The sequence below is a fragment of the Paenibacillus sp. BK720 genome (assembly GCF_011761545.1).
Lineage (GTDB): Bacteria > Bacillota > Bacilli > Paenibacillales > Paenibacillaceae > Pristimantibacillus.
In genome coordinates this window covers 1,399,318-1,412,775 of the sequence record NZ_JAASRQ010000001.1, presented here as the reverse complement: position 1 = coordinate 1,412,775, position 13,458 = coordinate 1,399,318, and the positions used below count along the sequence as shown (strand labels likewise).

General features: G+C 54.6%; 15 protein-coding genes. 5 read left to right on the top strand and 10 right to left on the bottom strand.

Going from position 1 to position 13,458, the window contains the following annotated elements:
- Positions 1–44 precede the first annotated feature (44 nt).
- Positions 45–2,744 carry a DNA mismatch repair protein MutS gene (gene mutS / locus FHT67_RS06325; protein WP_167196458.1) on the bottom strand — a complete coding sequence of 900 codons (2,700 nt, stop codon included), beginning with the start codon at positions 2,742–2,744 and terminating at the stop codon, positions 45–47.
- Positions 2,745–3,001: 257 nt separating this feature from the next.
- On the opposite strand from mutS, the gene FHT67_RS29665 reads away from it, so the two are divergent.
- Positions 3,002–3,235 carry a hypothetical protein gene (locus FHT67_RS29665; RefSeq protein ID WP_208403121.1) on the top strand — a complete coding sequence of 78 codons (234 nt, stop codon included), beginning with the start codon at positions 3,002–3,004 and terminating at the stop codon, positions 3,233–3,235.
- Here FHT67_RS29665 and FHT67_RS06320 read toward each other — a convergent pair.
- The 7 genes from FHT67_RS06320 to FHT67_RS06290 all read right to left on the bottom strand — a co-directional run bounded on the left by FHT67_RS06320 (position 3,210) and on the right by FHT67_RS06290 (position 10,741).
- Positions 3,210–4,499 carry a putative amidoligase domain-containing protein gene (locus FHT67_RS06320; protein ID WP_167196455.1) on the bottom strand — a complete coding sequence of 430 codons (1,290 nt, stop codon included), beginning with the start codon at positions 4,497–4,499 and terminating at the stop codon, positions 3,210–3,212. The genes FHT67_RS29665 and FHT67_RS06320 overlap by 26 nt on opposite strands.
- 76 nt (positions 4,500–4,575) lie before the next feature.
- Positions 4,576–5,133 (bottom strand): outer spore coat protein CotE, encoded by a 558-nt coding sequence (locus tag FHT67_RS06315; RefSeq protein ID WP_127491414.1) that lies wholly within the window; start codon positions 5,131–5,133, stop codon positions 4,576–4,578.
- A 106-nt stretch (positions 5,134–5,239) separates the two neighbouring features.
- Positions 5,240–6,208 carry an aromatic acid exporter family protein gene (locus FHT67_RS30490; protein WP_132304972.1) on the bottom strand — a complete coding sequence of 323 codons (969 nt, stop codon included), beginning with the start codon at positions 6,206–6,208 and terminating at the stop codon, positions 5,240–5,242.
- A 38-nt stretch (positions 6,209–6,246) separates the two neighbouring features.
- Positions 6,247–7,113: an ABC transporter permease gene (locus FHT67_RS06305; protein ID WP_167196452.1), complete on the bottom strand. Its 867-nt coding sequence runs from the start codon at positions 7,111–7,113 to the stop codon at positions 6,247–6,249.
- The gene (locus tag FHT67_RS06300; protein ID WP_132304968.1) at positions 7,106–7,900 is read right to left on the bottom strand and encodes an ABC transporter ATP-binding protein; all 795 of its coding nucleotides are present in this window, start codon (positions 7,898–7,900) and stop codon (positions 7,106–7,108) included. The genes FHT67_RS06305 and FHT67_RS06300 overlap by 8 nt, the downstream gene beginning before the upstream one ends.
- A 78-nt stretch (positions 7,901–7,978) precedes the next feature.
- Complete coding sequence (locus FHT67_RS06295; RefSeq protein WP_132304966.1) at positions 7,979–8,989, bottom strand: ABC transporter substrate-binding protein; 1,011 nt, start codon at positions 8,987–8,989, stop codon at positions 7,979–7,981.
- 240 nt (positions 8,990–9,229) lie between these two features.
- Positions 9,230–10,741, bottom strand: a complete 1,512-nt coding sequence (locus FHT67_RS06290; protein WP_132304964.1) for a carboxypeptidase M32 — start codon at positions 10,739–10,741, stop codon at positions 9,230–9,232.
- A 135-nt stretch (positions 10,742–10,876) separates the two neighbouring features.
- Here FHT67_RS06290 and FHT67_RS06285 point away from each other — a divergent pair, with 135 nt between their 5' ends.
- Both FHT67_RS06285 and FHT67_RS06280 read left to right on the top strand, forming a co-directional pair.
- Complete coding sequence (locus FHT67_RS06285) at positions 10,877–11,197, top strand: iron-sulfur cluster biosynthesis family protein (RefSeq protein ID WP_132304962.1); 321 nt, start codon at positions 10,877–10,879, stop codon at positions 11,195–11,197.
- 31 nt (positions 11,198–11,228) lie between these two features.
- A complete protein-coding gene (locus tag FHT67_RS06280; protein ID WP_132304960.1) occupies positions 11,229–11,792 on the top strand; it encodes a beta-class carbonic anhydrase in 564 nt (187 codons plus the stop codon).
- A 29-nt stretch (positions 11,793–11,821) separates the two neighbouring features.
- Here the strand turns inward: FHT67_RS06280 and FHT67_RS06275 are convergent, their stop codons facing one another.
- A complete protein-coding gene (locus FHT67_RS06275; RefSeq protein WP_132304958.1) occupies positions 11,822–12,355 on the bottom strand; it encodes a DUF309 domain-containing protein in 534 nt (177 codons plus the stop codon).
- Positions 12,356–12,493: 138 nt separating this feature from the next.
- On the opposite strand from FHT67_RS06275, the gene FHT67_RS06270 reads away from it, so the two are divergent.
- Together FHT67_RS06270 and FHT67_RS06265 are read left to right on the top strand one after the other, a co-directional pair.
- Positions 12,494–12,922, top strand: coding sequence for a hypothetical protein (locus tag FHT67_RS06270; protein ID WP_132304956.1), 429 nt, complete (start codon positions 12,494–12,496; stop codon positions 12,920–12,922).
- Positions 12,923–13,207 carry a YxcD family protein gene (locus tag FHT67_RS06265; RefSeq protein WP_132304954.1) on the top strand — a complete coding sequence of 95 codons (285 nt, stop codon included), beginning with the start codon at positions 12,923–12,925 and terminating at the stop codon, positions 13,205–13,207.
- Between the two features lie 71 nt (positions 13,208–13,278).
- On the opposite strand, the gene FHT67_RS06260 is transcribed toward FHT67_RS06265, so the two are convergent.
- On the bottom strand, positions 13,279–13,437 hold the full coding sequence (locus FHT67_RS06260; protein ID WP_167196450.1) for a hypothetical protein: 159 nt from the start codon (positions 13,435–13,437) through the stop codon (positions 13,279–13,281).
- Positions 13,438–13,458 lie beyond the last annotated feature (21 nt).

Genomic DNA, 13,458 nt, shown 5'->3' with positions numbered 1-13,458 from the left:
GCGAACCCCTCCTCGCTTCTAAACCTTTTATGCTGCCTTTCAGGTTAATCGTTCAGCTTCTGCTTCATTTCGTTCAGCCATTGCATCGCTTGCATCGGCGTCATATTGAACAAGTCCAGCTTCCGGAGCTGGTCGGCGAGCTGCTCGGCCTTCGGCGAAGCTTTGCGGCGTCCCTGCTCCTGCGGCGGTTGAACGGGCGCTTCCGGCTCGTCAAAAATAGAGAGCTGGACAGCGGCTGCCGTTTCCTTGAATACCAGCCCGGAATCGGGAACCGCAGTATAAGACGAAGCTGTCGGAGCTTCAGCCGCCACGCTTGAGGCCGTAATGGCAGGGCTTGCCGACGGCTTCTCCGAAGCCCCTTCCTCCAATTGCTCAAGCAGGACGTAAGCCCGGTCAATAATGGAATTCGGAAGCCCCGCCAGCCTTGCGCAATAAATCCCGTAGCTTGTGCTTGCCGCTCCGGGAATCAGCTTGCGCAGGAAGGTCACATGATCGCCGCTTTCTTGTACGGCCATGCAGGCGTTCGCCAGCTTCGGAAGAGAAGCCTCCAGATGCGACAGCTCATGGAAATGCGTGGAGACAAGCGCTTTGCAGCCGATATGGTGATGGACGAATTCGATGACCGCCTGCGCGATAGACATCCCTTCGCTTGTCGACGTGCCGCGGCCAAGCTCGTCAATGATAACGAGGCTGCTTGCCGTGGCCTTTTCCGTCATGAGCTGAATATCCTTCATCTCGACCATAAACGTGCTTTGACCGCCGATAAGATCGTCGGCCGCGCCAATCCGGGTAAAGATGCGGTCGATCATCGGGATTTCCGCCGTCTTTGCCGGCACAAAGCAGCCGATCTGCGCCATGATGCAAATCAGGGCTACCTGGCGCATATAGGTGCTCTTGCCCGCCATATTCGGACCGGTAATGAGCAGCATCGACTGCTCCTCTTGGCGAAGCGCAGTAGCGTTGTTAATAAACGGCACGCCGTCCATTACCGCCTCAACAACCGGATGGCGTCCTTCTTCAATAACGAGATCGTATTGATCGGTTATTACCGGACGGACGAATCTTCTCTCCGCGCTGACCGTGGCGAGCGACTGATAAACGTCAAGCTCCGCCACGACCTCGGCGAGCCTCTGCAGACGATGAAGCTGCAGGGCAAGATGATCCCGCAGCTCGATGAAGCGGGCGTACTCCAGATCAACCATTTTGTCCTCGGCTTCGAGAATTAGCCGTTCCTTCTCCTTCAGCTCCGGCGTGACGAAGCGTTCCGCGTTCGCCAGCGTCTGCTTCCGCTCGTAACGTCCTTCGGGCAGCATGCCCAAGGCGCCTTTGGATACCTCGAGATAATAACCGAACACTTTGTTGAAACCGATTTTTATCGTTTTGATGCCGGTCGCTTCGCGTTCCCGTCGTTCCAGCTCGGCTAGCCATTTCTTGCCATTCGTGCTGGCTTCCCGAAGCTGATCGAGGTAATCGTCGTAACCGGCGCGGATTAACCCGCCTTCCCGTAACGATACGGGAGGCTCGTCCACGATAACCGTCTCGATCAGATCGGCCAGATCGGAGCAGTCGTCCAGACCGTCCACAAGCTGGCGAAGCCGCTCCGAGCCGGCTTGCCGCGCCAGCTCGACGAGCTGCGGCGTTCGGCGGATAGAGCTTTTCAGCGCGTTCATGTCCCTGCCGTTCGCGCTGCCGAAAGCGACCCGGCCAACCAGCCGCTCGAGATCGTACACCTGGTTCAGCTCCGAACGGATTTCGTCGCGGGCAATCAAATTCCGGTAGAGCGCATCCACCGCTTCGTACCGTTCTTCAATCTTCGAACGGTTGAGAAGCGGCTTGTCGATCCAGCGTCTGAGCAGCCTTGCCCCCATCGACGTCTGGGTTCGGTCGAGCAGCCACAGAAGGGAGCCTTTTTTGCTCCGGTCGCGCACCGTTTCGGTCAACTCGAGATTGCGGCGCGTGTAATGATCCAGAATCATGTATTGATTCGGCTCGTAAGAGCGGATTGTACGGACATGGCCTAGGGAGCGCTTCTGCGTCTCCTCGAGGTAACCGGTCAAGAGGCTGACCGCGCGGTAACGCGCATCGTTAAGTCCTTCCAGCTGCGACGCTTCGAACTGCTGGCGCAGCTTGTCCTCGGCCATCGGCTCGCGGCTTGTCAGCAGCACGGGACGGTTCCAGACCGCCTGCTCCTTGAGCTGTGCCAGCAGGCTTTCGTCGCCAACGATCTCGGCAGGCTGATAGACGTTAATTTCATCAATTAACGCATCGATATTGAAAGCCAGCGATGTCGCATAAAGCTCGCCGGTCGACAGGTCGCAGGCGGCCATTCCGATTGCCGCCGTGGAGACCGATCCGACGGAAACGATAAAGTTATTTGATTTGCTCTCCAGAGACTTCGATTCCATGACCGTTCCCGGCGTAATGACGCGAACGATCTCCCGGCGCACGACGCCTTTGGCCGCGCTTGGGTCCTCCACCTGCTCGCAGACCGCAACCTTGAAGCCTTTTTCGACCAGCCTTGCAATATAGTTTTCCGCAGAGTGATAAGGGACCCCGCACATCGGGATTTTCTCCGAGACGCCGCCCTCTCTGCCTGTTAAAGTAATCTCAAGCTCGCGCGATGCATGGATAGCATCGTCAAAAAACATCTCGTAGAAATCGCCGAGACGGAAGAAAAGGAACGCGTCTTTCGCTTGCTCCTTAATTGCGAGATATTGTTGAATCATCGGGGTATAACCGGCCACCGTTGCCCCTCCCAGGTACATAGCATTCAAGCGTAAACGGCGCTCCGTCCTTAAAAGGAGAAGCATGCGTTTCGCGAGTGAAATATAAGAGCGGTATAGTGAAAACCTATACTTTCTTATATTTCAAGCGTAAACCGCTGCTCCGTCCTCAGGAGGGGCAGCATGCGTTTCGCGGGTGAAATATAAGCGAGGTATAGTGAAAACCTATACTTTCTTATATTTAATAAAAACATCATTCTGCTATTATACCAAGCCTATTGCCGCGCGCCAACCTGCATGGCCCAAGCCGGGCAGGCAGCCGGAAGAAAAAAGCCTGTTATCGCCTGAGACAGCCCAAACGATACCCCGCCCTTAGCGGTGGACGCAATGACCGCCAACCAGATTTGAAATCGAGACTGGACGAGGGATTCGAAAAAGCGGACGCAAGCGAGCCGGCGCCAGGAACGTTGGCAACCGGCGCAGCCATCATAGGCGCGGGATGCGCCATTTGACGCGGATGTCAGCCCGCTCATCCCACGTGGCGCCGCGCCTCGCCGCATCGAGCAGAGGCTCGATGTACGGCGTCAGCGCGGCATAGCTGTTTGTCGCCGACATAGAAGCGGCGACGCCGTCGAGACAGCCGGCGAGCTCTGCGCGGTCGCCAGCGTAATAAGCTGCGACATACCGCTCGTCAAGAGCCGGTATGTCCTGCAAGGCATCCGCCTCGCGCGCGCAGAGAAGCGCCAGCGCGAAGGCGGCTTTGGCCGCGGCCGGCGACACCAGCCAGCTCGGCAGCGTCCGGTATTCGAAGCCGCCATGCGGCTGCTGGCGATAATCGCCCAGAACGCCGTAGCGGGGTCGCCGCCCGCGGCCGGCGGGATCCTCGACCAGCGCCAGCGGGAACGCGGCGTAGCTGTCGAGCAGGCGCAGCAGGCGCGGCGTCAGTCGCACGCCGCTGAGATGGATATGCCCGCCGAGCGCAAGCCCCGGCACGGGCATGGCACCCGCGGCCCAGCGGAGACTCGGGTCGCGGACAAGCTTGGCGGCTCGGAGCATCAGCCGCCGGATGCCCTCCGCGAGCCTTGCCGGGTCTGCGGCAGGCTCGGGCCGCAGCTCGGCGACGGGATACATCAGCCGCCGCCCGATCAGCATGGCGTCGCTGCCCGCTGCACCGAAGACGCCGCCCAAATACCGGGAGGCCGGGGCGATCTTGCCGTCCGGCCGGATAAGCACAAACTCCGGATCCGCCCCGATGAGAAGCGGCGGTTCCCGGCGCTCCGCTTCCGCCTCTTTCAGCGGCAGCGGAGCTATTTTGCGGCACCTGGCCGCCCTCATGGACACGCGGCCGTCCGTCCCCAGCGCAACATCCGCTTCTCCGGCATCGATGCCCGCGGCATAAAGTCCCGCAATCCCTCTTCGTATTACCCGGCGGAGCACGGGATCCGCCGGCCATTCGGCCGGACGGCCGGCAGCGGCGGCCGCAATCGGTTCCCCGCCGCCTAACGTTCTGCCTGCCCGGTTAATCCGCTTAATCTCAATCAGCGCAAGCTCGGAAACCCGAATCCGGTATAAGCGTTCATCCTCCTGCGGACTCCGGTAAAGTCCCGCCCTCAGCCATCTTTCCCGCATTTCGGCTTCCGTCAAGGCTATGGCCTGCCGTTCGTTCCCAAGCCGGTTCAGCCGGTTGCCAGCCATACCCGCCCACCTACTTTGTATTGGATTCGATAATGATTTTAGAGGCATGCGGCGAATGCCCAAATTAATTGAATTCAACAAAAAGAGGGCTTTCGCCCTCGAATTTGCCGACATAGCGGCATATCTTACAGTACAGAAGCGGATAAGTGCTTCCGGCTTACAGGTCGTCGTCCAGTAAGTCTGGATCCAGATCCTCGTAATCCCCGTCGCCGAGACCGAACTCAAGTTCTTTGCCGTCGTCGTAGCCGCCCGGGAAGCAGGCTACCCAAACTTTTGTCTCGGCGATCATTTCAACCGCATACTCGCGCTCAACGCGAACGACAACGCCGGAACCGCTTGACGAGATGTTAGCCTCAATGCAATTCGGCTCCTGAATGCAATCGGCGGATACTTCTTCCGTGGAAGACCGATGCTTAGGGTCCAGATAAGAAAGAGGCACATGCTCAACGTAATGCACGGTTTCTTTTGCTACGTCCGTTTGCGAATTCTTGCTATACGAATACCAAATGTTGAGATCGTAAGTACCAATTACCTCAATTCCGTCGCCCGATCGAACCGCTTCATATTGGTGGTTGATTACCCACGCACCCAATATGCTGGTCGGGTGATGAGGCGGTGTTACGGTATGAGAGACAGTGGAAAACTTACGACCTTTCCCGCAGACAGCTTTCGTTATAATCTCTCTACCTTGTAGCTGTTTATCTGCAAATGTCATCGATTTAACCTCCTCCATACAATCATTCATTTAAAGTGTATGCAGGTCATTCGTCTAGGGTGACTGATTCTTTCCCGCGCCGCCACGAATTTTATCCCTCTTTATTTTATGGCTCCGCTTTGTCTAACATGACATTTCTTTTCTTTAATCGCTTGGCGATTGCCAGATACCTTTCAAGCTCCATCGTCATCTTCAAAATCGCGGCCCGAAGCTCGAATTCATCCCGCGTGCGCGGAAGCTCCATCGACTTGTACAGCTGCCTCAGCTCGGACAAGCGTTTTTCCGTTATCCCGCGGTATACTTCGGATTTCACTTCCCCGGACAGGAGCTCCAGCAGCTCCGCAAGCGGTTCGTTCTGCGGCAGCTTCTCGTAGACGAGCGCAAGCTCTTCCAGCATTGCCTGCACCGATTCGAGCTGGAGACGCCGCATTTCGAAGTAAGTGGACCAATAATGCTCTTGCCCGAATAGCCGGTTCTCCTTGTTCAGCACGGCCCGGCGCGCGCCTTCATCTATAACCCGGTGAACCTCGAGCAGCTCGCTGCCGTTCCAGATATGAGAGGGATCGCGGAGCGTCCTGCCCATCTCGGTGAAAATATCGCCGAGCAGCTTCTCGACGGACGCCTTGAGCCCTTCCAGCAGATGCTGATCCTTCGGCATATAGATGAAGTTGATTACGGTTGCCCAGCCAAGGCCGCATATCATGAGCAGCACTTCGTTTTCCAATACATCAACGGTGACTTCCCCGTGATTAAACAGCTGGAACACGATAACCGCGCTTGTCACAATCCCGTCTTTCAGCTGGAAGCGCGCCAATACGGGGAACGTCATCAAGATAAATAAAGCCACTACCCAAATATGAAAACCAAAGATCGTAAAGACCAAAGAGGCAAAAAAAAGTCCCAGCGAAGAAGCGACGAAACGCTGAATAGCGCTCTTCAGCCCTTTCATCCGGCTGACTTCTACACCGAGAATAGCAAGAATACCCGCGCCAAGCGGCGGCTCCAAGTTCAGATATACAGCCGAATAAATGGCGATAATGGCTGCTAATGCTGTTTTGATGATGCGAATGCCCACTAATTTCCCTCACGTTCGGATAGATTAATACGCTTATCCTAACGCTCTCGCCAGCCTGACGTCAACTTCCGTTCCAATATCGCCACAAGTTGATACATAATGGTTGCGACAACGGCGATGACAATCAGCGTGGACAACACGAGGGTGAAGTTGAACACCTGGAAGCCGTAGATCATCAGATAGCCGAGTCCAAGCTTTGCGACCAGGAATTCGCCGACGATAACCCCGATCCAGGCGAGACCTACATTGACCTTGAGGGCCGAAATAATAACCGGAAATGAGGCGGGAAGAATGACAAGCCGGAACAGCTGCGCCCTGCTCGCGCCAAATAGCCGGACCACCTTGATATAGCCCGCCTCGATCTCTCTGAACCGGTTGTATATATTAATCGTTGTAATGATAACCGTTACCGACAAGGTTACCGCCACAATCGAAGTAAAGCCGGGTCCAAGCGTAACGATAAAAAGCGGACCTAGCGCAACCTTCGGCAGACTGTTCAATACGACCAGATAAGGATCCAGTACCCTCGATAAAAAAGGAAACCACCACAATAACGCGGCAATGCCGGTTCCGACAAGGGTACCGAGCAGAAATCCGATAATCGTCTCGGACACGGTCATTCCGATGTGCGGCCAGATCGTGCCGTCCGCCATCGAGCTCCACAGCTGGTTGATGATTTTGGTCGGGTAGCTGAACAGCAGCGGGTCGATCCATCTTTGCCTGCCTGCCGCTTCCCACAGAGCGATAAACAACAGCAGGATAGCAATCTGAGTGGTTCCTACTGCCGCGGTTACCCGTCTCGCCTTTTGCTTGAATAACGCGTGCAGCTCTCTCATTCCGCTCTCGCGGTCTTCCTCAACGCCGGATAACCATGCTTGCCCGCGCGTCTTCTCTTCCTTAGGCATGCCCGCCGCCTCCTTCCGCCCGGTTAAGCTCTGCCCACAGTTGATCGAATACGTCCTGGAAGCCCGGCAGCTTGCGCGCTTCCATCGGCGTTGCCTGCCGGATTTCATCCGGTACCTCAAGCTCCTTCACGATTCTGCCCGGATTCGCGGCCAGCACGATAACCCGGTCGCTCATCGCAGCGGCTTCCGCCAGATCGTGAGTGACGAGCACGGCCGTTTTGCCGAGACGCTTCAGCGTTTCGTCTACCAGATCCTCAAGCTGAAGCTTGATATGCAGATCGAGCGCGGAAAAAGGTTCATCGAGCAGCATCACTTCCGGATTCGTCGCAAGCATGCGGGCCAAGGCGACACGCTGCCGCATGCCGCCCGAAAGCTCGTGCGGATACTTGCTCCCCGAGCCCGGCAGTCCCAGCTCCGTTAATAGGCGATCGACTTCCGTCATCGCCTCTTTCGTTTTTCCGCCCGTAATTTCCAGGCCTATTGCCGCGTTATCCCGAATTGTCCGCCACGGAAACAAGAAATCCTGCTGCAGCATGTAACCAACCAGCCGGGACGGACCAAGGACGGGCGCTCCTGCGAGAAGCACCTGCCCTCCCGTAGGAGAAAATAAACCCGCAAGCATGCTAAGAATCGTTGTCTTGCCGCAGCCGCTCGGACCGACGAGGCTGACGAACTCACCGCGCCGAACCGTCAAATTCAAATTCTCGACGGCCAAGGAAGCACCCTTTTCGTTTACGTAGACATGGGACACATCCTTCAGTTCCAGCCGATTATCTTCGCCAGCCATCGAAAGTCCCTCCTAAAAGTTCGCTTAATTGTTGAACATCTAAACAGCCATGGTCGTTCTTGCTTCTTAAACGCAAGCTTATTTCTTCACGTCTTGTATCGATTTCTCCGCAAAGCTGTTATCCACGATTTTGCCGTACTCCGTCCGTTCCTTGAGCTCGCCTGCCTGCGTCATCACGTCCAGCAGGTTGTTCCATTCGCCTTCGTCGATTACGGGGTCCGTTGCGTAAGAGCCTTGTTGTTTGTAACGGTCAATGGAACTGACCAGAATGTCTTTATCCACGTTGTCGAAGTAAGGGGCAACAACGTCCGCAATCGTTGCGGCATCGTTTTCTTGTACCCAAAGCTGAGCGCGGTGCACAGCATCCGTAAATGATTGAATGGCAGCCGTATTTTTCTTGATATAGCTTTGTTTCGCCATAAAGACGGTATACGGCAAATGCCCGCTCTCTACGCCAAAGGATGCGACAACCTTGCCGGTTCCTTGCTTTTCAAATACGGACGCCGTTGGCTCAAACAGCTGTACATAATCGCCCGTGCCGGATGCGAAGGCAGGCGCGATATTCGCAAAATCAACGTTTTGAATGAGTTCCAGGTCCGCATGAGGGTCGATGTTATGCTTCTTCAGCGTGAATTCGCCCGCCATTTGCGGCATGCCGCCTTTCCTTTGGCCGAGGAATGTTGCCCCCTTCAGATTGTTCCAGTCAAAATTCGGGTCATTGCGGGCAACCAGGAACGTACCGTCGGTTTGCGTCACTTGGGCAAAGTTGATAACCGGGTCGTCGGAACCTTGCTGGTACACGTAGATCGACGTTTCCGAACCGACAAGCGCGACGTCAATCGTGTTGGAGAGCAGCGCGGTCATCGTTTTGTCCCCGCCCGCCGTTGTTGTCAGCGTCACGTCCAGTCCTTCGTCAGCGAAAAACCCTTTCGCCAGAGCAACATACTCCGGAGCGTAAAAAACCGACCTCGTTACTTCGCCGATCGTCAGCTTAACCTTCTCCGAGCTTCCCTTGCCGCAGCCGGCCAGCGCGGCCGTTGTCGTAAGCGCCACAATCAGGAGCAGCGACAGCCATAGCTTCCTTCTCATCTGTAAACCTCCCGTGATTACTCAATTAAAGTAAGTAGTAAAGTACAATAGCCTATGCAGGAGGAAAAAAGTCGGTGAATTCCGAACAATGGGAACTCTTGGCTTGGAATCCTGAAACACAACGGCTGCTTGCCACCGATTAGCAGGCTTTTTCCGCGCTGCAGCAGTTTACGAGTTGAAACAATACCCGCGTGCCAAGCAAAAAAAAGCCGCCCCGACTCGGGACGGCCACTTTGTGGTTTACAGCTTATAAATATCCTTGTATTTGCGCTCGAGATAACTCACCAAATGCTGAGGATCCAGCGGCTTGCCGGTAACGCTTTGGATCAGCTCCGACGGCGACTTCAGCTTGCCGTACCTGTAGATGCGCTCGGTCAGCCATTCCTTTATCGGAAGCAACTCGCCGCGGCCGATCAGGCTCCAGAAGCCTTCGAGCTCCCGCTCCATCGTGTCGGCGATTTGCGCGGCGTACATATTGCCAAGCGAATACGACGGGAAGTAGCCAAACGCTCCGCCGGACCAGTGAACGTCCTGCAGCACGCCTTCCGCGTTAGTCGGCGGAACGATGCCCAGGTACTCCTTGTACTTGTCGTTCCAGATCGCCGGGAGGTCCGCTGCTTTTGCGCCTTCATTAAAGATCATTTTCTCGATCTCGTAACGAATGATAATGTGCAGGTTGTACGTCAGCTCGTCGGCTTCGATCCGGATCAGGGACGGCTGCACGACGTTAATGCCGCGGTAGAACTGTTCGACCGACACGTCAAGCTGGCCGGGGAATTTCTCCTGCAGCTTGCCGAAATATTGCTCCCAGAACGGCTTGCTTCGTCCGATGACATTTTCCCAGAAGCGCGACTGCGATTCGTGAATGCCCATCGAAGTACCCGTGCACAGCGTAGTGCCGATCAGCTCGGGCATAATATTTTGCTCGTACAAGGCATGTCCGCCCTCATGTATGGTACCGAACAGCGCGCTTGTCACATCATTCTCCAGGTAACGGGTCGTGATGCGGACATCGCCCGGGTTAAGCCCGGTTGCAAACGGATGAACGCTCTCGTCGAGGCGGCCTGCTTCGAAGTTGTAGCCCATCTGGTTCAAAATATACAAGCTGAACGCTTTTTGCGCCTGCTTATCGTATTTTTGCCCCAGAAAGGAAGTATCCGGCTGATGCGGGGACGCCGCAATTGCGGCAGCAAGCGGAACCAGCTGCTCGCGCAAGCCGCCGAACACGCGGTCCAGCTCTGCCGTCGTCATACCCGGTTCATACTGGTCAAGCAAGGTATCGTAGCGGGTTGCTTTCGGCCCCCACAGGTCAATAAATTGCTGCGTATAATCGATGACTTTTTCGAGCAGCGGCTGGAAGCCGGCGTAATCGTTGCTTGCTTTGGCTTCCTCCCATTTGGATTCCGCTTGCGATGAAAGCACAACGTATTCTTGATAAAGCTTTGGCGGAATTTTGACGCTTCGATCGTAGTCTTTGCGCGTTTCGCTAACGAGCTTCCGTTCAATATCGGATAATTGCTCACGGGCGGCCGGCTGCTCCAGCTCGTTCAAATATTCGCCAAGCTCGGGCGAAGTCGAGAGCTTGAACATGTCGCCGGACAAAGCGCCGATAACCTCCGAGCGGGTATCCATGCCTTTGCGCGGCGCTCCGGTCCGAAGATCCCAATACAGGACGCCAAGCGCTTCCTCGTAGCTTTTCATTTTACGGATTGTTTCCATAAATTTTGCGGTTGTTTCCTTATGTACCGTCATTATTCCATCCACCTTCCCCATTCCAAATTTGCTCATTTTGAACAGAGCCTATCTTGATCTTAACGATTACAAAACGTATAATCAACTTTAACCTTTTTTGTCGTTAATAGAGTAGAGAGAAGGAGAGAATACGACATGCGCATAACTTTTACTCCTGCTGCCGTTACGTCGCTGGCCCCTTACATAGAGGAAGGCCGCAAGCAGCTGAAGCTGCTGCATGATACCGAAGGCTGCGGCTGCGTCGTCAGCGGCGTCCCGGCGCTTCAGCTCATTGAGCAAGGCGGCCCGGACGACCGGCTTGCCCAAGGCGACCCGTTCCCGTTCTGGTTCGAGCCTCGCCACGAAGTGTTTTTCGAGCCGGAGCTTCGTATTGATTATGATGCCGCCCGCGAAGCGTACAGCCTCAAGAGCGACAGCCAGATCTATACGCTTGACCTTCGTTTTCTGAAGAACTAATCTTTTATTGTTATTATTAGGAGGTAATCAAATGAACAACTTGGAAAAAATCTTGAACCACAACAAAGCTTTCGTCGAAAACAAGGAATACGAGCAATATCTGACGGATAAGTTCCCTAACCGCAAAATCGTTGTCGTCACATGCATGGACACCCGGCTTGTTGAGCTGCTCCCTAAAGCATTGAACCTGAAAAACGGCGATGCCAAAATCATCAAAAACGCAGGCGCGATTATTACGCAGCCATTCGGCAACATTATGCGCAGCGTCCTTGTAGCCCTCTACGAGCTGAAGGCAGACGAGGTATTTATTATTGCGCACCACGGATGCGGCATGACCGGCATCGATCCGGAGACTGTTGTCGGCCACATGCTGGAACGCGGCATTTCCGAGCAAACGATCAACACGCTCCGTCATTCCGGCGTAGACCTGAACCGCTGGCTGACCGGCTTTGACAACCTGCGCGACAGCGTCGAGAAGAGCGTTAGCATCGTGCGCAACCACCCGCTTCTTCCGCCTAACACTCCGGTACACGGCCTTGCCATTCACCCGGACACAGGCGCTCTTGACCTGATCGTGGACGGCTACCAAAAATAACATACAAAAAAGGAACCGGGCACGCGTGGTTATTCCGCGGTCCGGTTCCTTTTTTTCGCTTCGATTGCTGCTGCCCTCTCCGCTAATACGTCGCTGCGGTCACGCAATTTATGCCGGTGAATCAAAGCATCCGCATTCATGGGGCTGCTGCTTCCCCATTTCACCTGTAAGGCATCGCATAGCTGAATGCAATGCCGCTCCAGCTCGGGATCCGTTACGACAAGCGTCATGTCTCGGTAAGGCAGCGATTGACCCTTTCGCAGGCAGTCGTACCGGCGCGAAAGATCCTCGATCGTCCGCGTTCCGTCCAGACCTAACTGCTCAAGGGAGAGCAGATCCAGCTTCCCGAGCGCCTTTTCGTACATTTTTAAAGCACCATTCGAATTCCCCCGCCGCTCGTGATATTGGCCGACGGCAAGCTGAATGAGTCCAACCCACAACAACGCCCGGGGATCGTCCGGATGCTCCTTCCAGTGCTCCTCCAGTAGCTCATGACATTCGAAGAAATCCCGCGTCCCGTTAAACTCCGCTAGGTACGATATATAAGCAGATGGGTAATTCATAGGGGTTCTCTCCTTTGCATATATATGATTTGGAACATTGTGTACAAAAATATTTTTGAAACCTCCGTTAATATTAGCCGTAAATGTGTATCATAGCAATTATTGAGCTACACATCGAAGCAGGAGGAGACGTACACAATGAAAAAAGGGTTACTGGTCATCATGGCTTTCGCTTTGTTTCTGACATTTGGTCTAGGCCAAGCGGATGCGGCAAAGCGCGGAGGAGGATTCAAATCTCCAAAACAAAGTTACACGCAAACCCCCAAGAAACAAGCTAACGTACAGGAATCGACTTCCGGTACAAAGACTGGCGCTACAACGAATAAAACCGGCGCTGCGACAACGAACAAAGGCTTTTTCAGCGGCGGCAGCTTTATGAAGGGTATGCTGATCGGCGGTCTCGCAGGCATGCTGTTCGGCGGTCTGCTTGGCAATATGGGCGGCATGGGTCAGTTCTTCGGCCTCCTCATTAACCTGATTGCGATCTTCGTTCTGGTACGAATCGTGATTTCGCTGTTCCGCATGTTCAAGAAAAAAAATAATCCCGATCCACGGAGACCCTACTAAATGACAAGAATTTACACGGACGAAATTATCAATGCCGTTTGTCTGCATATGGCAGATCGAAGAGGCGTGCAACCTTCGGACGTGGAGGTGCAGCTGGCTTGGGACGAAGAGTACGGCTTCACCGCGGAAGTATGGGTTAACGGTCGGAGCCAATATATCATTGAAGCGAATCTGCTCGAGGCCATCGAGCAATATATGTACCGGCAATACAACCGCCGCGTCTTCCGCACCAACATTAAGCTGGATGTGGACGAAGAGGAAATGTGGGCGGATATCGAGGATTAGCCGGGTATGAGATTAACCTCCAATTCTTATGAGTTGGAGGTTTTTCTATTCTCAAGAGTTATGTTTAGTTTTTAAGAGTCGCCCGCCTGCTTCTCTTCTTGTCTCCTCCGATCATTCGCCCATGCCCGTTCAACGGCTTCCTGCGCGATATCCCGCTTCGGCAGATTAAGGTAAATAACGAGCAGCAATATCGAGTTCATCAAAGTTAAAATGAATGTCAACACAAGCACGGATGCTTCCCTCCTGTTCGT

What these genes read in the sequence shown, in the direction of transcription:
- FHT67_RS06315 (WP_127491414.1), bottom strand. Translation starts at nt 5,133, where the DNA reads ATGACATTTGCAGATAAACAGCTACAAGGTAGAGAGATTATAACGAAA.
- FHT67_RS06305 (WP_167196452.1), bottom strand. Translation starts at nt 7,113, where the DNA reads ATGCCTAAGGAAGAGAAGACGCGCGGGCAAGCATGGTTATCCGGCGTT.
- FHT67_RS06300 (WP_132304968.1), bottom strand. Translation starts at nt 7,900, where the DNA reads ATGGCTGGCGAAGATAATCGGCTGGAACTGAAGGATGTGTCCCATGTC.
- FHT67_RS06295 (WP_132304966.1), bottom strand. Translation starts at nt 8,989, where the DNA reads ATGAGAAGGAAGCTATGGCTGTCGCTGCTCCTGATTGTGGCGCTTACG.
- FHT67_RS06290 (WP_132304964.1), bottom strand. Translation starts at nt 10,741, where the DNA reads ATGACGGTACATAAGGAAACAACCGCAAAATTTATGGAAACAATCCGT.
- FHT67_RS06285 (WP_132304962.1), top strand. Translation starts at nt 10,877, where the DNA reads ATGCGCATAACTTTTACTCCTGCTGCCGTTACGTCGCTGGCCCCTTAC.
- FHT67_RS06280 (WP_132304960.1), top strand. Translation starts at nt 11,229, where the DNA reads ATGAACAACTTGGAAAAAATCTTGAACCACAACAAAGCTTTCGTCGAA.
- FHT67_RS06275 (WP_132304958.1), bottom strand. Translation starts at nt 12,355, where the DNA reads ATGAATTACCCATCTGCTTATATATCGTACCTAGCGGAGTTTAACGGG.
- FHT67_RS06270 (WP_132304956.1), top strand. Translation starts at nt 12,494, where the DNA reads ATGAAAAAAGGGTTACTGGTCATCATGGCTTTCGCTTTGTTTCTGACA.
- FHT67_RS06265 (WP_132304954.1), top strand. Translation starts at nt 12,923, where the DNA reads ATGACAAGAATTTACACGGACGAAATTATCAATGCCGTTTGTCTGCAT.